The following is a 21,131-nucleotide window of genomic DNA, read 5'->3' as shown; positions in this document are numbered from 1 at the left end:
GACAGCTGTAGATGGCGGACGATCGGAGCGATCCTTAGGTTTCACGGTGGTTCTTCGTGCTGTTCCCGTTCGGTTACGTACATTCGGGTACGGCACCTTTCGTCACCCTGCCCTCTGGAGGTGCCCCGTGCTGGGTCCCGTGATCCTCGCCGCGTCGCGCAGCGACAAGATGCGCCGTTTCGTGTCGGCCGCCCCCGGGACCAAGCAGGTCGTGGCTCGCTTCATCGCCGGCGAGACGGTGAACGACGTCGTCCCGATCGTGCAGGACCTGGCGGCCCGCGGCCTGGAGGTAACCCTCGACGTGGTCGGTGAGGACATCACCACCGTCGAGCAGTCCTACGCCGCCCGGGACGCCTACCTGGAGCTGATCGGCCGCCTCAAGGAGCTGGGCCTGGGCGCCCGCGCCGAGATGTCCGTCAAGCTGTCGATGTTCGGCCAGTCCCTGGAGAACGGCCACGAGCTGGCCCTCGCCAACGTGCGCCCGGTCGTCGCGGCCGCCGCCGAGATCGGCACCACCGTCACCCTCGACGCCGAGGACCACACGACCCTCGACTCGATGTTCGCCATCCACGAGGAGCTGCGGAAGGACTTCCCGCAGACCGGCTGCGTCATCCAGGCCTACCTCTTCCGCACCGAGGACGACGCCCGCCGCCTCGCCGCGAACGGCTCGCGCGTGCGCATCGTGAAGGGCGCCTACAAGGAGCCCGCCTCGGTCGCCATCCAGGACAAGCCCGAGATCGACAAGGCCTACGTCCGGATCATGAAGATCCTGATGGAGGGCGAGGGCTACCCGATGATCGGGTCCCACGACCCCCGGCTCATCTCCGTCGGCCAGGAGCTCGCCCGCCGCGCAGGGCGCAAGCTGGACGAGTACGAGTTCCAGATGCTGTACGGCATCCGCACCGAGGAGCAGAACCGGCTCGCGGCCGAGGGTCACCGGATGCGCGTCTACACCGCGTACGGCACCGACTGGTACGGCTACTTCATGCGCCGCCTGGCGGAGAAGCCGGCCAACCTCCTCTTCTTCGTCCGCTCCATCCTCACCAAGGGCTGAGCCCCACACCCCTCCGAAGGAGTTCCGAGACTCATGGACGCTGTGACCCAGGTCCCCACTCCCGTCAACGAGCCGGTGCACGGCTACGCCCCCGGCTCCGCCGAGCGCACCCGCCTGGAGGCCAAGCTCAAGGAGCTGGCCGACAACCCGCGCGAGCTGCCGATGACCATCGGCGGTGTGAAGCGCATGGGCGGCGGCGAGCGCGTCGACGTCGTGCAGCCGCACAACCACAAGGCCGTCATCGGCACCTTCGCCGGCGCCACCCAGCAGGACGCCCAGGACGCCATCGACGCCGCCCTGGCCGCCGCCCCGGCCTGGCGCGCGATGTCCTTCGACGACCGCGCCGCGATTATCCTGCGCGCCGCCGAGCTGCTCGCCGGCCCGTGGCGCGAGACGCTGGCCGCCTCGACGATGCTCGGCCAGTCCAAGACCGCGCAGCAGGCCGAGATCGACACCCCCTGCGAGCTCGTCGACTTCTGGCGCTTCAACGTGGCCTACGCCCGCCAGATCCTCGCCGAGCAGCCGCCGGCGAACTCCCCCGGCGTGTGGAACCGTCTGGACCACCGCCCGCTGGAGGGCTTCGTCTACGCGATCACGCCGTTCAACTTCACGGCCATCGCGGGCAACCTGCCCACCGCCCCCGCCCTGATGGGCAACGTGGTGGTCTGGAAGCCGTCCCCGACCCAGACCCACTCCGCCGTGCTCCTCATGGAGCTCCTGGAGGAGGCCGGTCTGCCGAAGGGCGTCATCAACCTGGTGACCGGCGACGGCATCGCCGTCTCCGAGGTGGCCCTGAACCACCCCGACCTGGCCGGCATCCACTTCACCGGCTCGACCAAGACCTTCCAGCACCTGTGGAAGACGGTCGGCAACAACATCGAGAAGTACCGCTCCTACCCGCGGATCGTCGGCGAGACCGGCGGCAAGGACTTCGTCGTCGCGCACCCGAGCGCCGACCGCGCCGTCCTGAAGACCGCGCTGACCCGCGGCTCCTTCGAGTTCCAGGGCCAGAAGTGCTCCGCGTCCTCGCGTGCGTACATCCCGGCCTCCATCTGGAACGACGGCTTCAAGGAGGAGTTCGCGGCCGAGGTCGACGGCATCAAGATGGGTGACGTCACCGACCTGTCGAACTTCATCGGCGCCGTCATCGACGACCGCTCCTTCGCCAAGAACAAGGCCGCGATCGACCGCGCGAAGGCCGACGCCTCGTGCACGATCGTCGCGGGCGGCACCTACGACGACTCGGAGGGCTACTTCGTCCGCCCGACCGTCATCGAGTGCACCGACCCGGAGAACGAGGTCTTCACGACCGAGTACTTCGGCCCGATCCTCGCCGTGTACGTCTACGACGACGCGAAGTACGACGAGATGCTGACCCAGATGGAGTCGGTCTCGGACTACGCGCTCACCGGCTCGGTCATCGCGGGTGACCGCGCGGCCGCCGCGTACACGATGGAGAAGCTGCGCTTCGCCGCCGGCAACTTCTACATCAACGACAAGTCGACCGGCGCCGTCGTCGGCCAGCAGCCCTTCGGCGGCGGTCGTGCCTCCGGCACCAACGACAAGGCGGGCGCCCCGCAGAACCTGATGCGCTGGACGCTGACCCGCGCCATCAAGGAGACGCTGGTCCCGCCGACCGAGTACGGCTACCCGCACATGGGCTGACGCCTCTCCGCCGCTCCCCGAGCGGTCCCCGAACACCGCCCCCTTCCTCGGTCCCCCAACCGAGGTCGGGGGCGGTTTCCATGGGGCGGGCTTAGGCTGCTGGGAAGGGGGGCCGGCTCTGCGAGGAGGTACGGCATGCCTGGTTCGACGACCCTCGGCCCCGGGCACGGGGTCGACGCGATCGACCACCCCGACGCCCAGCGGATGACGCGCGTGATGCGGGAGCTGCACCGGCTGCTCACTGCGACGGGGCCGGAGCGGCTCACGGACGCGCAGGCGACCGCCCTGTGCGGGGGCGACGCGCACGCGCGCGGGGAGCTCACCGCCTGGGTGGAGCGGGTGACCCACGAGCTGGAGCGGGCTACGGCCTGACCGGGACCCGGCGCTTCAGGAAGTCGCCGATCAGCGAGGCGACCTGCGGGGCGTGGGTCTCCAGGGCGAAGTGGCCGGTCGGCAGGAGGTGCACCTCGGCGTCCGGCAGGTCACCGCGGAAGGCCTCGGCGCCGGCCGGGACGAACACCTGGTCGCCCTCGCCCCAGACGGCGAGGAGGGGCACCTGGCTGGTGCGGAAGTACTCCTGGAAGGCGGGGTACAGGGCGAAGTTGGAGCCGTAGTCGGCGATCAGGCCGAGCTGGATCCCGTCCTGGCCCTCGCGCGCCATCAGGGCCGCGTCGTGCTCCCAGGCGTCGGGGTCGAGGAGGTCGCGGTACTCGGCGGGCACGCCCGTCTCGTACTGCCAGCGGATGCCGTCGAGGGAGCGGATGGCGCGGACCGGGGCCTCGGTCTCCGGGGTGCGCTCGGCGATCAGCGCGAGGACGGGGGCCCAGGCGTCGGCGCCGAGGCCTTCCAGGTAGGCGTTGCCGTTCTGCGAGACGATCGCGGTGATCCGCTCGGGGTGGGCGAGGGCCAGCCGCAGGCCGATCGGGGCGCCGTAGTCCTGGATGTAGACCGCGAACCGGTCGAGGCCGAGTGTCTCCGTGAACTCCGAGGTGAGCGCCGCCAGTTCGGCGAAGGTGTACGAGAAGTCGGCGGCGTCCGGCGCGGCGCTGCGGCCGAAGCCGAGGTGGTCGGGGGCGATGAGCCGGTAGCGGTCGGCGAGCAGCGGGATCAGGTCGCGGAACATGCGCGAGCTGGTCGGGAAGCCGTGCAGGAGGAGCAGGACGGGGGCGTCGGCGGGGCCCGCCTCCCGGTAGAAGATCTCGTGGCCGCGGACGGTGACGGTGCGGTGGTGGATCGGCAGCACGGACATCTCTCTAACCCCTCATTGCTTGATGACTGGTTACGAGGAGAGTCAACCGTGCCGCGCCTAACCTGTCAAGAAGTATTGAGGGGTTAGAAGTTCCGAGTGGGAGGTGGGAAGTTCAGGAAGCCGACCCTCTCCCGGGCTTCGTCGACTCCAGGTGCGCGGTGTACACCCCGGACACCATCGAGCCCAGCGCCAGGGTGATCGCGAGGCCCGACATCCCCAGGACCCCGACGAAGAAGGCCCCCGTCGACGCCAGCACCAGCGCCGCCCACGCCGCGAGCACGACCTTGCCCCGGCGGCTCAGGAACAGCCACCGGCGGGGCGTCTCGGGCAGGGTGTCCAGCGCACCCGCGGGGCCCGCCGTCGCCGCCCTGGGGCGCTTGAAGTAGCCGTACACCAGCCACTCGCCGCACAACTCCCAGCCTTCGGGCGAGAGTTCGCCCAGCATCCGGGCGCGCCGCCGGCCGGCGATCACCTCCCGGCGGTACTCCCAGCGCAGCGCGGCTCCCGGCGCCCGCCGGCAGACGAACCGGCCGAGCGGGTCCAGCGACTCGACCTCCCAGCCCTGGTCGCCGTGGACCGCGAGCATCCGCCGGTCGTTGAAGAGGTCGGCGGTCCAGGTCCAGTGCTCCGCCGCCGCGCCGGGCTCCTCGGGCTCGGGCGCGCGCCCGCCCAGTGAGGCGGCGAACCGCGCGACGGGCCCGAACTCCTCCTCCGGCGCGGTCCCCGTCTCCGCCACGTGCCCCCGCAGATCGGCGACGGTCGCGGTGATCTGCTCCTCGGGCACGCCCGCGGCGCGCAGGGCGGCGGTCAGGTCGTCGAAGTACGCGGTCATGAAGTGCTTCCCCCTGGGTGCAGCTTGCCTTGTACGGCCCGGTGGAACTCGGTCCAGGCCTCGCTCTCGGCCGCGAGGTGCGTCCGGCCCGGCCCGGTGAGCCGGTAGTAGCGCCGCCCGGGGCCGCGCTCGGCGGCCCGGAACTCGGCCTCGACGAGTCCCGCCTCCTCCAGGCGGTTCAGCACGGGATACAGCGTCCCGCCCTTGATCTCGCCGAGGCCCGCCTCGGCGAGTGACTTCGCGATCTCGTACCCGTAACTCTCACCGTCGGTCAGGCAGGAGAGGACGAGCAGGTCGAGGACTCCCTTGAGCCAGCTGGAGCGACGTTCTGCGGCCATGGCGGCATTCCATCACTACATAGGTAGGAACGCAATCTAGCTAGCCATCCAGCCCCGGGCGGGCGACCAGCATCTTCCCGATGTTCTCGCCGCGCAGCATCCCCAGGAACGCCGTGACGATGTGCTCGAAGCCCTCGACGACCGTGGTGTCGAGCTCCAGGCTCCCGGACCGGAGGTGCGGCACGGCGAAGTCGTACAGCTCCTCCTGGGCGTCCATGTGGTCGCGCACCAGGAAGCCCTCCAGGCGGATGCTCTTCTCCACCACGTCGAAGAGGTTGTGGGGGGCCGGCGGGGGAGTGGCCAGGGAGTGGTACTGGGCGACGGCGCCGACCCAGGCGATCCGTCCGAACGCGCGCAGCGAGGCGATCGAGGCCTCCAGGTGGTCGCCGCCCACCCCGTCGAGGACCGCGTCGAGACCGTCCGGCGCCGCCTTCGCGAGGAGTTCGGTGACCGGCCCGTCGTGGTAGTCGAAGGCCGCGTCGAAGCCCACCCGCTCGGTGAGGTGCGCGACCTTCCGCGCCGAGCCCGCGCTGCCGACCAGCCGCCCGGCGCCGAGCAGCCGGGCGAAGCGGCCGGCCGCCGTGCCGACCCCGCCGGCCGCGGCCGACACGAACAGGTCCTCGCCGGGCTGCAGCCGGGCGATCCGGGTCAGACCCACGTACGCGGAGAGGCCGGTGCCGCCGAGCAGGCTGAGGTGCGCGGCGAGCGGGACGCCGGGGCCGAGGTCCGGCACCGGGCGGACCTCGGCGTGCGTGACCAGCGAGTGGGTCCGCCAGCCCTTGCGGTGCATGACGAGGTCGCCGGGGCGCAGCGCGGGGTCCCGCGAGTCCAGGACCCGGCCGAGGGTGCGGCCCTCCATGGGCGCGTTCAGGCTCCACAGGAAGTCGCCGTCCATCGCCTCGCGGTGGTACGGGTCCACGGACCAGAGCAGGTTCTCGACCAGGGCCGTGCCCGGCTCGGGCGCGGGCACCGGGGACTCGACGAAGTCGAAGAGGAGGGGGGTCGGGAAGCCCTGGGGGCGGGCGGTCTGCTGGACGGTGATCATGGTCTCGTTCGTCATGCCGCAGACCGTAGGGAGGAATCGCGCGGCCGGGGAGTAGGTTGCGTCGATGGCATCGAGCGATCCATCAATCCTGCTCATACTCCGAGGTGAGAACCCTGACGACCGACCCCTATCCGACGCCGAACGAACTGCGCGTGCTGCTCGCCGTCGGGCGCGAGGGCGGGTTCTCCGCCGCCGCGGCCGCGCTCGGCATGACGCAGTCGGCCGTCTCCCACTCGGTCCGGGCGAGCGAGCGCAAGCTCGGGGCCGTCCTCTTCGACCGGGGCCGCGCCGGGGCCACCCCGTCCGCGGCCGGCGAGCGGGCGCTCGCGCACGCCCGGCGGGTGCTGCGGCTGCTCGACGTGATGGGGGCGGAGGTGCGCGGCGCGGCCGCCGGCGGCGCTGACGAGGCCGTCGCCGGTCCGCTGCGGATCGCCGCCTTCCGCAGTGCCGCCCTGCACCTGCTGCCCGGCGCCCTGGCCCGCCTGACGGCCCGTCACCCGGAGCTGGCGCCCGAGGTGCGGATCGTGCGGGAGGTGGGGCGCGGCACCGCCGGCGAGGTCCTCGACGGGCGGGCCGACCTCGGCATCGCGACCCTCGGCACCACCTCGCCCGTGCCGCCCGCCCTGGTCGGCGGGGTTCTCCTGGAGGAGGGGTACGCGCTGGTCCACCCGGCCGGGCATCCGGCGCCGCGCTCGCTGCCGCTGGTCGACTGGGCGGAGAACTGCACCTCCTACACCCGGGAGTGGTGGGCCGCCCAGGAGTGGCTGCCGGCGGCGACCGTGGAGGCCGAGGACGACGGAGCAGTGCTCTCGATGGTGAGCAGTGGTTTCGGCATGGCCGTGATGCCGGAACTGTCCCTGATCGGAGCACCGCCCTCGGTGGAGATCACCGATCTCGGACCGGACCGGCCGACCCGCTCGGTCGGCTATGTCACCACCCCTGAGCTGGCGAAATCCCTTGCGGTACGGGCGCTGATCCGCGAGCTTCGCGGCCGGGCGGGTTGATCGCCGTCTCAGATAGTAGGAAGTCCGAGTAATTGTGGAGACAGATGCGGGCTCCTGCCCTAGCTTTGTAGAAGCCGAACGTCCCGCTCCATCGAGCGCAGGCGGACGCGAGCGCGATGCCCCTAGGCAGGCAACCCCTGCGGCGGCGCTCCCCGCCCCTTCCGGCGCCTTCGATCACCACTGATCTCCGCACATCCGGATCACCACTGATCTCAAGGAGTCGATCCCTCATGGCCGCTCAGACCGCCCGCCGCGTCCGCCACTCCACCACCCGCCCCAACGACGAGGCCCGCAAGAACGCCGCCGCCGCCCTCCAGCGCGCCCTCGACCGCCGCGACAACGGCGGCGCCACCGGTCACTGACCGCCGCACCGGCGCACCCTCCGGCGTCCGCGGGTCTCCGCACCCCCGCGGACTCCGCCCACGCCGCCGGGGCCCCACCGGTCACCGCCCGCGCTCCGTCACCGCCCGCGCCTCGTCACCGCTCCGGCTTCCGCGCCTCGATCAGCGTCCGCGCCGCGTGCGCCACGAAGGGGCCCCGCTCCCGGATCCGCGCGTCCAGCTCGCGCAACCGCGTCAGCTGGCGCTCCACCGTGAAGCCCGGCATGATCCAGATCACCTTGCGCAGGAACCAGACCACGGCCCCCACGTCGTGGAACTCCATCCGCAGCCGCTCCGCCCGCAGGTCGACGACGTCGAGACCGGCGGCGCGGGCCGCCGCGCTCTCGTCGTCGGGATGCCGCAGCCGGGCCGCCTCGGGCTGCGGCCCCAGGAAGTGCTCCACCAGCTCCCACACGCTGGCCGGCCCCACGTGCTGGGCGAGATACGTGCCCCCGGGGCGCAGCACCCGGGCGATCTCCGTCCACCACACGGTGGTCGGGTGCCGGCTGGTCACCAGGTCGAAGGCCGCGTCGCCGAACGGCAGCGGCGGCTCGTCCGGATCGGCCACCACCACGACCCCGCGCGGATGCAGCAGCTCCGTGGCCCGGGCGATGTTCGGCGGCCAGGACTCGGTGGCCGCCGCCGTCGGCGGCAGCACCGGCACGCCGGCGAGCACCTCCCCGCCGCCGGTCTGGACGTCCAGCGAGGCCGTGACCGTGGCGAGCCGCTCGCCGATCAGGCGCTGATACCCCCAGGACGGGCGTTCCTCGGTCGCCCTGCCGTCCAGCCAGGAGAAGTCCCAGCCGTCCACAGGCGCCCGGGACGCCTCCGCCACCAGTTCCTCGAACGTTCCGATCTCTCCGAAGGCGTGCGTCATGGCTCCATCATCGGCGGCGCGCCTCCCCGCGAGCAGGAGGATCGTCCGCATCCTGGACATGATGTGTCAGACGATGGGACGAAGAGTAGGGTGCCGACATGTCTCACAGCATCGATCTCGCAGTCATCCCCGGCGACGGCATCGGCCAGGAGGTCGTGGCCCAGGGCCTCAAGGTCCTCGCGGCCGTGCTTCCCCAGGATGTGAAGCTGGAGACGAAGGAGTACGACTTCGGCGCCAAGCGCTACCACGCCACCGGTGAGACCCTCACCGACGCCGACCTCGACGCCCTCAAGCAGCACGACGCGATCCTGCTCGGCGCGATCGGCGACCCGTCGGTCCCGTCCGGCGTCCTGGAGCGGGGCTTCCTGCTGAAGCTGCGCTTCGCCTTCGACCACCACGTCAACCTGCGCCCCTCCAAGCTGCTCCCCGGTGTCGCCACCCCGCTCGCCGGCCAGCCGGAGATCGACTTCGTCGTCGTCCGCGAGGGCACCGAGGGCCCGTACACCGGCAACGGCGGCACCATTCGCAAGGGCACCCCGCACGAGGTCGCCACCGAGGTCTCCGTCAACACGGCCTACGGTGTCGAGCGCGTGGTCCGGGACGCCTTCGCCCGTGCCCAGGCCCGCCCGCGCAAGAAGCTGACGCTGGTCCACAAGAACAACGTCCTGACCTTCGCGGGCCACCTCTGGACGAACATCTTCCACAAGGTCGCGGCCGAGTTCCCCGAGGTCACGACCGACTACCTGCACGTCGACGCCGCGACGATCTTCCTCGTCACCGACCCGGCCCGCTTCGACGTCATCGTCACCGACAACCTCTTCGGCGACATCATCACCGACCTCGCCGCGGCCGTCTCCGGCGGCATCGGCGTCGCCGCCTCGGGCAACATCAACCCGAGCGGCGAGTTCCCGTCCATGTTCGAGCCGGTCCACGGCTCCGCGCCGGACATCGCGGGCCAGGGCAAGGCCGACCCGACGGCCACCGTCCTCTCCGTCGCCCTCCTCCTGCGCCACCTCGGCCACGAGGCCGAGGCCGCCCGGATCGAGGCGGCCGTCGCCGCCGACCTCACGGAGCGCGGGGACAGCGTCCGTACGACGGACCAGATCGGTGACGCGCTCGCGGTACGCGTAGCGAGCTGACCCGCCGCTGAACTCCCACCCAGCCGCCGGGTCGCGACCACGCACCCGGCGGCTGTACCTATGCGGTCGTCGGGTGCCACCATCGAACCCTTGGACCGCGCACACACCGTTTCGTGCAGCGTCCCCCACGCGCGATAATCGAACGTGGGGCCGCGGCATGCGGGAAAGCTCGGACGTCCTAGCAGTGACTTGCGTGACTGCGGAGCGGCGTGAGCGCGGTCCGACACACACAACCGGTGAAGGACAAGCACTCATGACGACGCCCACCATCGAGCTCAAGCCCTCCTCCAGCCCGCTGTCCGACGCGGAGCGCGAGGCGATCCTGGCCAATCCGGGATTCGGCCGGCACTTCACCGACCACATGGTCACCATCCGCTGGACGGAGGGCCGCGGCTGGCACGACGGTCAGCTCGTGCCGTACGGCCCGCTCTCCCTCGACCCCGCGACGAACGTCCTGCACTACGCGCAGGAGATCTTCGAGGGCCTGAAGGCCTACCGCCGCCCCGACGGTTCCGTCGCCAGCTTCCGCCCCGACGCCAACGCCCGCCGCTTCCAGCGCTCCGCGCACCGGCTCGGCATGCCCGAGCTGCCGGTCGAGACCTTCGTCGAGGCCTGTGACGTGCTGGTCCGGCAGGACATGGCGTGGGTCCCGGAGCACGGTGGCGAGGCCTCGCTCTACCTGCGTCCGTTCATGATCGCGACCGAGGTCGGCCTGGGCGTCCGTCCGGCCAACGAGTACCTGTTCGTCGTCATCGCCTCCCCGGCCGGCCCGTACTTCCCGGGCGGCGTGAAGCCCGTCTCCATCTGGGCCTCGGAGGACCGCGTCCGTGCCGTCCCCGGCGGCATGGGCGACGCCAAGACCGGCGGCAACTACGCGGCCTCCCTGCTGGCGCAGGCCGAGGCGGCGGCGAAGGGCTGCGACCAGGTCTGCTACCTCGACGCGGTCGAGCACAAGTGGGTCGAGGAACTCGGCGGCATGAACCTGTACTTCGTGTACGGCAACAAGATCGTCACGCCGACCCTCACCGGTTCGCTGCTCGCGGGCATCACCCGTGACTCCCTCCTCAAGGTCGCCGAGGACCTCGGTTACGAGGCCGAGGAGGCCCGCGTCTCCATCGACCAGTGGCAGGCCGACACCGCGAACGGCACCCTCACCGAGGTCTTCGCCTGCGGCACCGCGGCCGTCATCACCCCGGTCGGCACGGTCAAGTCCGCCCGGGGCGAGTGGCAGCAGTCGGGCGGCGAGCCCGGTGAGGTCACCATGAAGCTGCGTGAGGCCCTGCTCGCCATCCAGACCGGGAAGTCCGAGGACGTCCACGGCTGGATGCACGAACTGGGCAAGTAGGTCCTGGGACCGGGGTTACGACTCCGAGTCCACCAGGTCCGGCTCCGCCAGTGCGCCCGGGACGGTCACCGTCCCGGGCGTCCGCGTCTTCCCGGCCGGGGTCAGCACCGCGTACAGCACACCGCCCACGATCCCGGACAGCACGAAGCTGCAGTCGATCCCGCCGGTCAGGGAGAGCAGCGGGCCCTCGTAGAGCGGGGTCGACACGCCGGCCAGGCCGACGGCCGCGCCGATCGCCCAGGAGGCGGTGGCGCGCGGGTGCCAGCCGGCCGAGAACCAGTAGACGCCGCCGCGCGAGCGCCGGTTGTAGACCTGGAGCGCCTCCGCGTCGTAGACGCCGCGACAGCGCCGGTGCCCGATCAGGGTGATCACGGCCCACGGCGTGCCGATCGCGGTGAGCAGCAGCACGAACGAGGTCATGGCGGTCTGCGCGTCCGAGGCGAAGTGGCCGAGGAAGACGAAGGCGGTGGCCACCGCCGCCACGACGAGGGTGGCGCGGGCGCGGGTCGCCTTGGGCAGGATCGCGTCGAGGTCGAGGCCCATCGAGTAGAGCATCAGGCCGGCGTTGCCGACCGAGCCGGCGGTCGCGGCGATCAGCAGCGGCACCAGATACCAGACGGGCGAGGCCGCGACGAGCGGGCCGGCGTAGTCGGCGCCGCCCCGGGCGGCGAGCGCCGTGAACGTACCGAAGAGCTGCGGCACCAGCAGGCCGATGACCAGGCCGAGACAGGTGGCGCGCCAGACCTTCTTCGGGCTGTGCCGCTCGGGCGAGATGTAGCGGGTGTAGTCGCCGAGCAGGGTGATGAAGGCGACCGGGCCGCTGAGGCCGGCGGCGACCGCGGAGAGCAGCCAGGTCGGCCAGAACGAGCCGAGCAGGTACGGGGTGTCGGGCACCGCGGCGGTGGTGAAGTCGCCGGCGTACGCGACGAGTCCGATGGCGAGCAGCACGGTCATGCCGACCGCGAGGGCCTGGCTCAGCTTGAGCAGCAGCCGGTAGCCGTAGACGGCGCCGACCACGGTGAGAGCGGCGAGCAGCGCGTACACGGCCGCGTGCGCCGCGCCGCCGGTGGGCAGCCCGACGAGGCGCTCCAGCGTGCCCACCATCACGTCGCCGCCGATCCACAGGGTCAGCGCGGTGTAGCCGAGGGAGAGCAGCAGGCCGACCACCGAGCCGACCAGCCGGCCGCGTACGCCGAAGAAGGCGCCGGAGGAGGTGGACAGGTTGGTGGCGGTGCGCAGCGAGACGAGCGCGAGCGGGGCGGTGACCGCCACGCCGACCAGGGTGCCGGCGACGACCGAGGTCACCGAGGCCCACAGGCCGAGGCCGAAGGACACCGGCAGCCAGCCGAAGACGATCACTCCGAGGCAGAGGTTGGAGCCGAGCAGGATCGAGACGAGGTCACGGGGGCCGCTGGTGCGTTCCACCTCGGGGATGGTGTCGACTCCGCGCTGTTCTATCGCCATGGGGACTCCCTGGGGGACGGGGGTGGGGGCGGGCGGGACGTGGGGGGTTTAGAGCGACGCTCAATGTCAATCAATGTGACTCATCGCGGACAGCCACGTCAATGCTTGGAAGATGCCGTGACAACATTTAGAGTGGCACTCAAACAGGAGGTGTACGGACGTGCGACTGACCCCAACGGAACGCGACCGGCTGCTGCTCTTCGGCGCCGCCGAGCTCGCCCGCGCCCGCCGGGCCCGGGGCCTGCGGCTCAATGTGCCCGAGGCGACCGCGCTCATCGCGGACACCGTCTGCGAGGCGGCCCGCGACGGCAAGCGACTCGCCGAGGCGATCGAGGCGGCCCGTTCCGTCCTCGGACCCGAGGACGTCCTCCCGGGCGTCGCAGACGTCGTCACCGAGGTCCACGTCGAGGCCGTCTTCGACGACGGCTCCCGGCTCGCGGTGGTCTCCGACCCCATCGGCGGGGGCACGCTGGGCGCGGATGCGCCGGGCGCGCTGCTGCCCGGGGCCGGGTACGAGGAGGCCGAGCCGGTGGTCCGGCTGAACGTGCGCAACACGGCCGCCGTCCCGGTCAGCGTCACCTCGCACTTCCACTTCTTCGAGGCCAACCCGCGCCTCGACTTCGACCGCGCCGCCGCCTACGGCATGCGGCTCGCCATCCCGGCCGGTGCCTCCTTCCGCTTCGACCCGGGCGGCGAGGCCGAGGTCGGGCTCGTACCGATCGGCGGCGCGCGCGTGGCCATCGGCTTCGCGGGCCTGGTCGACGGCCCGCTGGACGCCCCCGGGGCGAGGGAAGAGGCCCTGCGCAGGGCCGCGGCCTGCGGATATCTCGGCGCTGACGCCCCGAAGGAGGGTGAGTGATGGACCCCTACGAGTACGCCTCCGTGCACGGCCCCCGCGCCGGTGACCGGGTCGTCCTGGGTGACTCCGGCCTCGTCGTGCGCGTCGAGTCCGACGCGCAGAAGCCCGGTGACGAGTTCCTCGCGGGCTTCGGCAAGACCGCCCGCGACGGCCTCCTCCTCAAGGCCGCCGCGGTCCGTGAGACCTGTGACGTCGTGATCAGCAACGTCCTCGTGATCGACGCCGTGCAGGGCATCCGCAAGGTGTCCATCGGCATCCGCGAGGGCCGGATCCATGCCATCGGCCGGGCCGGCAACCCCGACACCCTCGACGGGGTCGACGTCGTCGTCGGCACCGGCACCTCGATCGTCTCCGGCGAGGGCCTGATCGCCACCGCGGGCGCCGTCGACACCCACGTCCACCTGCTCTCCCCGCGGATCATGGAGGCCTCGCTCGCCAGCGGCGTCACCACGGTCATCGGCCAGGAGTTCGGCCCCGTGTGGGGCGTCGGCGTCAACTCCCCGTGGGCGCTGCGCCACGCCTTCAACGCCTTCGACGCCTGGCCCGTCAACATCGGCTTCCTCGGCCGGGGCTCCTCCTCGGACCCGGCCCCGCTGGTCGAGGCCCTCGCCGAGGGCGGTGCCTCCGGCTTCAAGGTCCACGAGGACATGGGCGCCCACACCCGCGCCCTCGACACCGCGCTGCGGGTCGCCGAGGAGCACGACGTACAAGTGGCGCTGCACAGCGACGGGTTGAACGAGTGCCTGTCGGTCGAGGACACCCTGAGCGTCCTGGAGGGCCGGACGATCCACGCCTTCCACATCGAGGGCTGCGGCGGCGGCCACGTCCCCAACGTCCTCAAGATGGCGGGCGTGCCGAACGTCATCGGCTCCTCCACCAACCCCACGCTCCCCTTCGGGCGCGACGCGGTCGCCGAGCACTACGGCATGATCGTCTCCGTCCACGACCTGAAGACCGACCTGCCCGGGGACGCCGCCATGGCGCGCGACCGGATCCGGGCCGGGACGATGGGCGCGGAGGACGTCCTGCACGACCTCGGCGCGATCGGCATCACCTCGTCCGACGCCCAGGGCATGGGCCGCGCGGGCGAGACCGTCCGGCGGACCTTCGCCATGGCGGGCAAGATGAAGGCCGAGCTCGGTCCCATGGAGGGCGACGGCGCGCACGACGACAACGCGCGTGTCCTGCGCTACATGGCCAAGCTCACGATCAACCCGGCGATCGCGCACGGTCTCGCGCACGAGATCGGCTCCATCGAGGTCGGGAAGCTGGCCGACATCGTGCTGTGGCGGCCCGAGTTCTTCGGCGCGAAGCCGCAGCTGGTGCTCAAGTCCGGCTTCCCCGCGTGGGGCGTCGTCGGCGACCCGAACGCCGCCACCGACACCTGCGAACCGCTCGTCCTCGGACCGCTGTTCGGCGCCCATGGAGCGACCCCGGCCGACATCTCTGTCGCGTTCGTCGCCCAGGCCGCGGTCGACCTCGGCTCCGACCGCATGCCGACCCGGCGCCGTCGCGTCCCCGTGCGCGGCACCCGCGGCATCGGCCCGGCCGACCTGCTGCTCAACTCCCGGATCGGCGACGTCCAGGTCGACGGCCGTACCGGCCTCGTCTCCCTCGACGGCTCGCCGATCCGCTCCGAGGCGGCGGAGTCCGTCTCCCTCAACCGCCTCTACTTCCTCTGATCTCCCTAGGACCCGTGACCATGACGTACCGCATGCCCGCCGAGTGGACCCCGCACGAGCGCACCTGGATGGCCTGGCCCAGCCCCAACCCCACCTTCACCAACGAGGAGGAGCTGGCCGTCGCCCGCGCCGCCTGGGCGTCCGTGGCCCGCGCCGTGCGCCGCTTCGAGCCCGTGACGATGGTCGTCGCCCCCGGTGACGCCGACTCGGCCCGGGCCCTCCTCGGCGAGGACGTGGAGCTGGTCGAGCGCGAGCTCGACGACGCCTGGATGCGCGACATCGGCCCCACCTTCGTGAAGGACGAGGAGGGCCGGCTCGCCGCCGTGGACTGGGTCTTCAACGGCTGGGGCGCGCAGGACTGGGCCCGCTGGGAGCACGACTCGAAGATCGCCCGCCACGTGGCGGACGCGGCGGGCGTGCCCGTGGTGAGCAGCGCGCTCGTGAACGAGGGCGGCGCCATCCACGTGGACGGCGAGGGCACCGTCCTGCTCACGGACACCGTGCAGCTCGGTTCGGGCCGCAACCCCGAGTGGAACCGCCAGGACGTCGAGACGGAGATCCACGCCAAGCTCGGCACCACCAAGGCGATCTGGCTCCCGCACGGCCTGGCCGGCGACTACGGCCTCTTCGGCACCCAGGGCCACGTCGACATCGTCGCCGCCTTCGCCCGCCCCGGCACCGTCCTGGTGCACAGCCAGCAGAACCCCCAGCACCCCGACTTCGAGCGCTCCCGTCTCTACGTCAACCTGCTCCGCGGCCAGACCGACGCCCAGGGCCGTCCCCTGGAGGTCATCGAGGTGCCGGCCCCGACCGTCCTGAAGGACGAGGAGGGCGACTGGGTCGACTACTCGTACATCAACCACTACCTCTGCAACGGCGGCGTGGTCCTGTGCGCCTTCGACGACCCGCACGACGAGGTCGCCGCGGAGATCTTCCGCCGCCTGTTCCCGGAGCGCGAGGTGGTCCTGGTCGACGCCCGGCCCATCTTCGCGGGCGGTGGCGGCATCCACTGCATCACCCAGCAGCAGCCCGCGGTCTGAGCCGGGCGCGGCCCCCGGAGCCGCCCGGGTGGACACCGGACGTGCGGCGCCCTCCCTCCGGGTGAACGGAAGGCGCCGCCGGGCCGCTAGCATCGCGGGACCTGAGAACAGGTGTCCGGTGTTTCGGTGCAGGGACGGAGTGGGGCTGTGGCGCGACCGCGTGTGGGTGTGGCGGTGCTGACGATGGGGAACCGACCCGAGGAGCTGCGGGCCCTGCTCGCCTCCGTGGCCGGGCAGGACGAGCCGGCCACCCGCGTGGTCGTCATCGGCAACGGCGTCGGGTCCCTCGCCCAGCTCCCCGAGGGCGTGCACGGGGTCGAGCTGCCGGAGAACCGCGGGGTGTCCGGCGGCCGGAACGTCGCCATCGAGACGCTCCGGGGCTTCGGCGACGTCGACGTGCTCGTGGACCTCGACGACGACGGCCTGCTCGTCGACACGGACGTCTTCCGGCGGCTCGCCGACCTGTACGAGGCCGATCCGGGGCTCGGCATCGTGTCCTTCCGCATCGCCGACGAGAACGGCGAGACGCAGCGGCGGCACGTGCCGCGGATCGGCGCCTCGGACCCGATGCGCGGCGGCGAGGTGACCACCTTCCTCGGCGGCGGCCACGGCCTCTCGATGCGGATGCTCGACGGGATCGGCGGCTGGCCCGAGGAGTTCTTCTTCACCCACGAGGAGACCGACCTCGCCTGGCGCGCCCTCGACGCGGGCTGGAGCGTGCGGTACGAGCCGACGCTGCTGCTGCAGCACCCCAAGACCAGCCCGGCCCGGCACGCGGTCTACCACCGCATGACCGCCCGCAACCGCGTCTGGCTGGCCAAGCGCAATCTGCCGGCCCCGCTCGTCCCCGTCTACCTGGGCGTCTGGACGCTGCTCACCCTGGCCCGCACCCGCTCCCTGCCGGGGCTGCGCGCCTGGTTCGGCGGCTTCTTCGAGGGCGTCCGCCGCAGCGGGGGCACCCGCCGCCCCATGCGCTGGACCACGGTCTGGCACATGTGCCGCCTGGGCCGCCCGCCGGTCGTCTGAGGCGTGCCCCGGGCCCGTCCGTTCCCGATCCGCCGGACGGACGGGCCCGGGCCCCGGCCGCCACCCGATCCGGACACCGCCCGATCCTGTAGAACGTACGAGTGAGTCAGAGCAGCAACCCGACCCCCCACCCCCGCCGGCGCAACCAGGCCGCACCGCCCCGTGAGGACGTGCTCGCCGCCGCCATGGACACCATCGCCGAGCGTGGGCTCGACGGACTGACCATGGCCGGGCTCGGGCGGCAGGTCGGGATGAGCAGCGGGCACCTGCTCTACTACTTCCGCACCAAGGACGAGCTGTTGCTGCAGACCCTGGAGTGGAGCGAGGGCCGGCTCGGGGCCGAGCGCAGCGCCCTGCTGTCCGGGCCGGGGACCGCCCGGCAGCGGCTGGACGGCTATGTGGACGTGTACGTGCCGGACGGGCCGCGCGACCCGCACTGGACGCTGTGGCTGGAGGTCTGGAACCGCTCGCAGAACGCCGACGACGACGCCCGTGCCCGGCAGGCCGCGATCGAGGGCGCCTGGCACCGGGACCTCGTGGCGATCCTCGCCGAGGGCGTCTCGCGCGGGGAGTTCCGGGCGGTCGACCCGGACCGGTTCGCGCACCGGATGCGCGCCCTGCTCGACGGGTTCAGCGTCCATGTCGCGGTCGGCATTCCGGGGACCGGGCGTGAGCAAGTGCTCGGTCACGTAAGGGAGTTCGTCGCCGAAACCCTGCTTCCGTGATCTTTAGGCACGCAAGTACTCCTGATCGTTGCGCGATGCACCCTTGTTGTCGCCCGGCCGTCTCCGGCACGGTTCGGGGCCATGGGACGAGAGCACTGGAAGAAGATCTGGGTCGGTTCGGCCGGCAACATGGTCGAGTGGTTCGACTGGTTCGTGTACGCGAGCTTCGCGACCTATTTCGCGGGGGCGTTCTTCCCCGAGGGCAACGACACCGCCAAGCTCATGAACACCGCCGGCATCTTCGCCGTCGGCTTCTTCATGCGCCCGGTCGGCGGCTGGCTGCTCGGCCGGGTCGGTGACCGCAAGGGCCGCAAGGCGGCCCTCACCCTCACCGTGACGCTGATGTCCGCGTCGGCCGTCCTGATCGCCGTAGCGCCGACGTACGCCGTCGCGGGATACGGCGGGGCAGCCGTCCTGCTCGTCGCCCGGCTGCTCCAGGGGCTCTCCGTCGGTGGCGAGTACGCCGCCAGCGCCACCTACCTCACCGAGGCCTCCGCCCCGCGGCACCGCGGCTTCGCCTCCAGCTTCCAGTACGTGTCGATGACGGCCGGTCAGATCATCGGCCTGGGACTGCAGATCGTCCTCCAGCGGACCATGTCCGCCGAGGCCCTGCACAGCTGGGGCTGGCGCATCCCCTTCGTCGTCGGCGCCCTCGGCGCGGCCGTGGTCTTCTACCTGCGCCGCACCATGCTGGAGACGGAGGTGTACGAGGAGACCGCCGACTCCGGTGTCCCGGGCGGCGAGAAGGGCACCCTCAGGGCCCTGTGGGCGCACCGGGGCGAGGCCTTCCTCGTCGTCGCGCTGACCATGGGCGGCACGGTGGCCTACTACACGTACACCACCTACCTCACGAAGTACCTGTCCAACTCCGCGGGACTGCCCAAGCAGACCGCCACCCTGGTGTCCTTCTGCGCGCTGATCGTCTTCGCCTGCCTCCAGCCGCTGGCCGGCCGGCTCTCCGACCGGATCGGGCGCCGCCCGCTGCTGATCACCTTCGCGGTCGGCTCCACCCTCCTGACCGTGCCGATCATGACGATGCTGCGGCACGCGGGCTCCTTCTGGCCCGCCCTCGGGCTCGCCCTGCTCGCGCTCGTCGTCGTCACCGGCTACACGTCGATCAACGCCTGCGTGAAGGCCGAGCTCTTCCCGACCGGCGTGCGCGCCCTCGGCGTCGCCCTGCCGTACGCCGTCGCCAACGCCCTGTTCGGCGGCACCGCCGAGTACGTGGCCCTGTGGTTCAAGGACGCCGGGATCGAGTCCGGCTACTACTGGTACGTCGCCGGCTGCGCGGCCGTCTCCCTGGTCGTGTACGTCACCATGCGCGAGACCCGCGACATCGACCTCGGCCGGGTGGGCCGCGCGGGGACGGGGGCCGAGGGGGCGGCCGCCGGGCGGAAGGACGCCGACGCCGGGCCCGTGCGCACCCCCGGGAACGCCGTGGATTCCGCATCGTGAGATTCGTGTCCGGGCCCGCGAGCGGGTGTGGCAGACTGCCGACGTGCTTGCTACCGCCATGATTATCGGCAGCAGCGCGCCGGTCCGCAGTGACCGCTGAACCGCGGGACTCCACCCCCGCGGCAGCGGCCACCGTGCCCCAGACCCGCGCGCAGACCTCTCGCACCCGCGAGGGGTTTTTTCGTTTTCCGGCCTCACCACCGCCGGAAGCGGACGGCGCGTGAGAATGGGGGCAAGTGGATCCAGACCTTCCGGAGCCACATCCGACAGGAGCCATCACAGTCATGAGCACGGAGAACGGCGAGAGCCCGCGTCTCGACGCCGGCCGCCTCGACGACAGTTTCCATGTCTTCGACACGACGCTGCGCGACGGAGCGCAGCGCGAGGGCATCAACCTCACCGTCGCGGACAAGCTGACCATCGCGCGGCACCTCGACGACTTCGGCGTCGGCTTCATCGAGGGCGGCTGGCCCGGTGCCAACCCCCGTGACACCGAGTTCTTCGCCCGCGCCCGGCAGGAGATCGCGTTCAGGAACGCGCAGCTCGTCGCCTTCGGCGCCACCCGCAGGGCCGGCGGCAACGCCGCCGACGACCCGCAGGTCAAGGCGCTGCTCGACTCCGGCGCCCCGGTGATCACCCTCGTCGCCAAGTCGCACGACCGGCACGTCGAGCTGGCGCTGCGCACCACCCTCGAAGAGAACCTGGAGATGGTCCGCGACACCGTCTCCTACCTGCGCTCCCAGGGTCGCCGCGTGTTCGTCGACTGCGAGCACTTCTTCGACGGCTACAAGGAGAACCCCGGCTACGCCAAGGACGTCGTCCGGGCCGCGCACGAGGCCGGCGCCGACGTCGTCGTCCTCTGCGACACCAACGGCGGCATGCTGCCCGCCCAGGTGCAGGCCGTGGTCGCCACCGTCATCGCCGACACCGGCGCCCGCCTGGGCATCCACGCCCAGGACGACACCGGCTGCGCCGTCGCCAACACCCTCGCCGCCGTCGACGCGGGCGCCACTCACGTCCAGTGCACCGCCAACGGCTACGGCGAGCGGGTCGGCAACGCCAACCTCTTCCCCGTGGTCGCGGCCCTGGAGCTCAAGTACGGCAAGAAGGTGCTCCCCGAGGGCGCGCTGGCCGAGATGACCCGGATCTCGCACGCCATCGCCGAGGTCGTCAACCTCACCCCCTCCACCCACCAGCCGTACGTGGGCGTCTCCGCCTTCGCGCACAAGGCGGGCCTGCACGCCTCCGCCATCAAGGTGGACCCGGACCTCTACCAGCACATCGACCCGGAGCTGGTCGGCAACACCATGCGGATGCTGGTCTCCGACATGGCCGGCCGCGCCTCCATCGAGCTCAAGGGCAAGGAGCTCGGCATCGACCTGGGCGACGACCGCGCCCTGGTCGCCCGGGTCGTCGAGCGGGTCAAGGAGCGCGAGCTCAAGGGCTACACCTACGAGGCCGCCGACGCCTCCTTCGAGCTGCTGCTCCGCGAGGAGGCCGAGGGCCGGCCGCGCCGCTACTTCCGCACCGAGTCCTGGCGCGCCATCGTCGAGGACCGCCCGGACGGCACCCACGCCAACGAGGCCACCGTGAAGCTGTGGGCCAAGGGCGAGCGGATCGTCGCCACCGCCGAGGGCAATGGCCCCGTCAACGCCCTCGACCGGGCGATGCGGGTCGGCCTGGAGCGCATCTACCCGCAGCTCGCCAAGTTCGAGCTGATCGACTACAAGGTGCGCATCCTGGAGGGCCGCCACGGCACCGAGTCCACGACCCGGGTCCTGGTCACCACCAGCGACGGCAACGGCGAGTGGGCCACGGTCGGCGTCGGCGAGAACGTCATCGCCGCCTCCTGGCAGGCCCTGGAGGACGCTTACACGTACGGGATGCTGCGGGCGGGCATCGACCCCGCCGAGTAGTCCCGGGCCGGTCCCGGCTCGAAGGAATTCGCCCTT

At 71.8% G+C, this 21,131-nt stretch carries 20 protein-coding genes; 14 read left to right on the top strand and 6 right to left on the bottom strand.

Annotated elements, in window-relative coordinates:
- Positions 1 to 127 precede the first annotated feature (127 nt).
- The 3 genes from ACIGXE_RS22515 (at position 128) to ACIGXE_RS22505 (ending at position 3,091) form a co-directional block, all read left to right on the top strand.
- The gene (locus tag ACIGXE_RS22515) at positions 128 to 1,054 is read left to right on the top strand and encodes a proline dehydrogenase family protein (RefSeq protein ID WP_399750025.1); all 927 of its coding nucleotides are present in this window, start codon (positions 128 to 130) and stop codon (positions 1,052 to 1,054) included.
- A 33-nt stretch (positions 1,055 to 1,087) separates the two neighbouring features.
- Positions 1,088 to 2,719, top strand: coding sequence for an L-glutamate gamma-semialdehyde dehydrogenase (pruA, locus tag ACIGXE_RS22510; protein ID WP_399750023.1), 1,632 nt, complete (start codon positions 1,088 to 1,090; stop codon positions 2,717 to 2,719).
- A 135-nt stretch (positions 2,720 to 2,854) separates the two neighbouring features.
- Positions 2,855 to 3,091, top strand: coding sequence for a hypothetical protein (locus ACIGXE_RS22505; RefSeq protein ID WP_399750021.1), 237 nt, complete (start codon positions 2,855 to 2,857; stop codon positions 3,089 to 3,091).
- Here the strand turns inward: ACIGXE_RS22505 and ACIGXE_RS22500 are convergent.
- The 4 genes from ACIGXE_RS22500 to ACIGXE_RS22485 all read right to left on the bottom strand — a co-directional run bounded on the left by ACIGXE_RS22500 (position 3,081) and on the right by ACIGXE_RS22485 (position 6,198).
- Positions 3,081 to 3,968 (bottom strand): alpha/beta fold hydrolase, encoded by an 888-nt coding sequence (locus ACIGXE_RS22500; RefSeq protein WP_399750020.1) that lies wholly within the window; start codon positions 3,966 to 3,968, stop codon positions 3,081 to 3,083. The genes ACIGXE_RS22505 and ACIGXE_RS22500 overlap by 11 nt on opposite strands.
- Positions 3,969 to 4,080: 112 nt before the next feature.
- Positions 4,081 to 4,800: a hypothetical protein gene (locus tag ACIGXE_RS22495; RefSeq protein ID WP_399750018.1), complete on the bottom strand. Its 720-nt coding sequence runs from the start codon at positions 4,798 to 4,800 to the stop codon at positions 4,081 to 4,083.
- A complete protein-coding gene (locus ACIGXE_RS22490) occupies positions 4,797 to 5,138 on the bottom strand; it encodes a PadR family transcriptional regulator (protein WP_399750017.1) in 342 nt (113 codons plus the stop codon). Before ACIGXE_RS22490 ends, ACIGXE_RS22495 begins: the two co-directional genes overlap by 4 nt.
- A 40-nt stretch (positions 5,139 to 5,178) precedes the next feature.
- Positions 5,179 to 6,198, bottom strand: a complete 1,020-nt coding sequence (locus ACIGXE_RS22485) for a zinc-binding dehydrogenase (RefSeq protein ID WP_399750015.1) — start codon at positions 6,196 to 6,198, stop codon at positions 5,179 to 5,181.
- Positions 6,199 to 6,287: 89 nt separating this feature from the next.
- Between ACIGXE_RS22485 and ACIGXE_RS22480 the strand changes: the two genes are divergently transcribed.
- Both ACIGXE_RS22480 and ACIGXE_RS22475 read left to right on the top strand, forming a co-directional pair.
- Positions 6,288 to 7,187 (top strand): LysR family transcriptional regulator, encoded by a 900-nt coding sequence (locus tag ACIGXE_RS22480; RefSeq protein ID WP_399750013.1) that lies wholly within the window; start codon positions 6,288 to 6,290, stop codon positions 7,185 to 7,187.
- A 230-nt stretch (positions 7,188 to 7,417) separates the two neighbouring features.
- Positions 7,418 to 7,549: a hypothetical protein gene (locus ACIGXE_RS22475; RefSeq protein ID WP_399750012.1), complete on the top strand. Its 132-nt coding sequence runs from the start codon at positions 7,418 to 7,420 to the stop codon at positions 7,547 to 7,549.
- A 115-nt stretch (positions 7,550 to 7,664) separates the two neighbouring features.
- Here the strand turns inward: ACIGXE_RS22475 and ACIGXE_RS22470 are convergent, their stop codons facing one another.
- Entirely contained in the window at positions 7,665 to 8,444 is a 780-nt protein-coding gene (locus tag ACIGXE_RS22470) for a class I SAM-dependent methyltransferase (protein ID WP_399750149.1), read from the bottom strand.
- 98 nt (positions 8,445 to 8,542) lie between these two features.
- Here ACIGXE_RS22470 and ACIGXE_RS22465 point away from each other — a divergent pair, with 98 nt between their 5' ends.
- Positions 8,543 to 9,583 carry a 3-isopropylmalate dehydrogenase gene (locus ACIGXE_RS22465; RefSeq protein WP_399750010.1) on the top strand — a complete coding sequence of 347 codons (1,041 nt, stop codon included), beginning with the start codon at positions 8,543 to 8,545 and terminating at the stop codon, positions 9,581 to 9,583.
- Positions 9,584 to 9,836: 253 nt separating this feature from the next.
- Positions 9,837 to 10,928, top strand: a complete 1,092-nt coding sequence (locus tag ACIGXE_RS22460; protein ID WP_399750007.1) for a branched-chain amino acid aminotransferase — start codon at positions 9,837 to 9,839, stop codon at positions 10,926 to 10,928.
- Between the two features lie 15 nt (positions 10,929 to 10,943).
- On the opposite strand, the gene ACIGXE_RS22455 is transcribed toward ACIGXE_RS22460, so the two are convergent.
- On the bottom strand, positions 10,944 to 12,392 hold the full coding sequence (locus ACIGXE_RS22455) for a cytosine permease (protein ID WP_399750006.1): 1,449 nt from the start codon (positions 12,390 to 12,392) through the stop codon (positions 10,944 to 10,946).
- A 160-nt stretch (positions 12,393 to 12,552) separates the two neighbouring features.
- Here ACIGXE_RS22455 and ureA point away from each other — a divergent pair, with 160 nt between their 5' ends.
- The 7 genes from ureA (at position 12,553) to cimA (ending at position 21,095) form a co-directional block, all read left to right on the top strand.
- A complete protein-coding gene (gene ureA, locus ACIGXE_RS22450) occupies positions 12,553 to 13,251 on the top strand; it encodes an urease subunit gamma (protein ID WP_399750004.1) in 699 nt (232 codons plus the stop codon).
- On the top strand, positions 13,251 to 14,933 hold the full coding sequence (locus tag ACIGXE_RS22445; RefSeq protein WP_399750003.1) for an urease subunit alpha: 1,683 nt from the start codon (positions 13,251 to 13,253) through the stop codon (positions 14,931 to 14,933). Before ureA ends, ACIGXE_RS22445 begins: the two co-directional genes overlap by 1 nt.
- Before the next feature lie 20 nt (positions 14,934 to 14,953).
- Complete coding sequence (locus ACIGXE_RS22440; protein ID WP_399750001.1) at positions 14,954 to 15,973, top strand: agmatine/peptidylarginine deiminase; 1,020 nt, start codon at positions 14,954 to 14,956, stop codon at positions 15,971 to 15,973.
- Between the two features lie 147 nt (positions 15,974 to 16,120).
- Positions 16,121 to 16,999 (top strand): glycosyltransferase family 2 protein, encoded by an 879-nt coding sequence (locus ACIGXE_RS22435; protein ID WP_399749999.1) that lies wholly within the window; start codon positions 16,121 to 16,123, stop codon positions 16,997 to 16,999.
- 185 nt (positions 17,000 to 17,184) lie between these two features.
- Positions 17,185 to 17,724, top strand: a complete 540-nt coding sequence (locus ACIGXE_RS22430) for a TetR/AcrR family transcriptional regulator (RefSeq protein ID WP_399750147.1) — start codon at positions 17,185 to 17,187, stop codon at positions 17,722 to 17,724.
- 81 nt (positions 17,725 to 17,805) lie between these two features.
- The gene (locus ACIGXE_RS22425; protein WP_399749997.1) at positions 17,806 to 19,179 is read left to right on the top strand and encodes an MFS transporter; all 1,374 of its coding nucleotides are present in this window, start codon (positions 17,806 to 17,808) and stop codon (positions 19,177 to 19,179) included.
- A gap of 284 nt (positions 19,180 to 19,463) precedes the next feature.
- Entirely contained in the window at positions 19,464 to 21,095 is a 1,632-nt protein-coding gene (gene cimA / locus ACIGXE_RS22420; RefSeq protein ID WP_399749995.1) for a citramalate synthase, read from the top strand.
- The last annotated feature ends 36 nt before the right edge of the window (positions 21,096 to 21,131 follow it).

Origin of the sequence: Streptomyces sp. NPDC053431, assembly GCF_044544925.1 — a bacterium.
Lineage (GTDB): Bacteria > Actinomycetota > Actinomycetes > Streptomycetales > Streptomycetaceae > Streptomyces.
This window is presented reverse-complemented; position numbering and strand designations above follow the sequence as displayed.

Bases quoted from the DNA above. Each gene is read 5' to 3' on its own strand.
- ACIGXE_RS22475 (WP_399750012.1), top strand. From the start codon at position 7,418: ATGGCCGCTCAGACCGCCCGCCGCGTCCGCCACTCCACCACCCGCCCC.
- ACIGXE_RS22495 (WP_399750018.1), bottom strand. From the start codon at position 4,800: ATGACCGCGTACTTCGACGACCTGACCGCCGCCCTGCGCGCCGCGGGC.
- ACIGXE_RS22470 (WP_399750149.1), bottom strand. From the start codon at position 8,444: ATGACGCACGCCTTCGGAGAGATCGGAACGTTCGAGGAACTGGTGGCG.
- ACIGXE_RS22440 (WP_399750001.1), top strand. From the start codon at position 14,954: ATGACGTACCGCATGCCCGCCGAGTGGACCCCGCACGAGCGCACCTGG.
- ACIGXE_RS22445 (WP_399750003.1), top strand. From the start codon at position 13,251: ATGGACCCCTACGAGTACGCCTCCGTGCACGGCCCCCGCGCCGGTGAC.
- ACIGXE_RS22500 (WP_399750020.1), bottom strand. From the start codon at position 3,968: ATGTCCGTGCTGCCGATCCACCACCGCACCGTCACCGTCCGCGGCCAC.
- ACIGXE_RS22425 (WP_399749997.1), top strand. From the start codon at position 17,806: ATGGGACGAGAGCACTGGAAGAAGATCTGGGTCGGTTCGGCCGGCAAC.
- pruA (WP_399750023.1), top strand. From the start codon at position 1,088: ATGGACGCTGTGACCCAGGTCCCCACTCCCGTCAACGAGCCGGTGCAC.
- ACIGXE_RS22490 (WP_399750017.1), bottom strand. From the start codon at position 5,138: ATGGCCGCAGAACGTCGCTCCAGCTGGCTCAAGGGAGTCCTCGACCTG.
- cimA (WP_399749995.1), top strand. From the start codon at position 19,464: ATGAGCACGGAGAACGGCGAGAGCCCGCGTCTCGACGCCGGCCGCCTC.
- ACIGXE_RS22455 (WP_399750006.1), bottom strand. From the start codon at position 12,392: ATGGCGATAGAACAGCGCGGAGTCGACACCATCCCCGAGGTGGAACGC.
- ACIGXE_RS22465 (WP_399750010.1), top strand. From the start codon at position 8,543: ATGTCTCACAGCATCGATCTCGCAGTCATCCCCGGCGACGGCATCGGC.
- ACIGXE_RS22460 (WP_399750007.1), top strand. From the start codon at position 9,837: ATGACGACGCCCACCATCGAGCTCAAGCCCTCCTCCAGCCCGCTGTCC.
- ACIGXE_RS22505 (WP_399750021.1), top strand. From the start codon at position 2,855: ATGCCTGGTTCGACGACCCTCGGCCCCGGGCACGGGGTCGACGCGATC.
- ACIGXE_RS22430 (WP_399750147.1), top strand. From the start codon at position 17,185: ATGGACACCATCGCCGAGCGTGGGCTCGACGGACTGACCATGGCCGGG.
- ACIGXE_RS22485 (WP_399750015.1), bottom strand. From the start codon at position 6,198: ATGACGAACGAGACCATGATCACCGTCCAGCAGACCGCCCGCCCCCAG.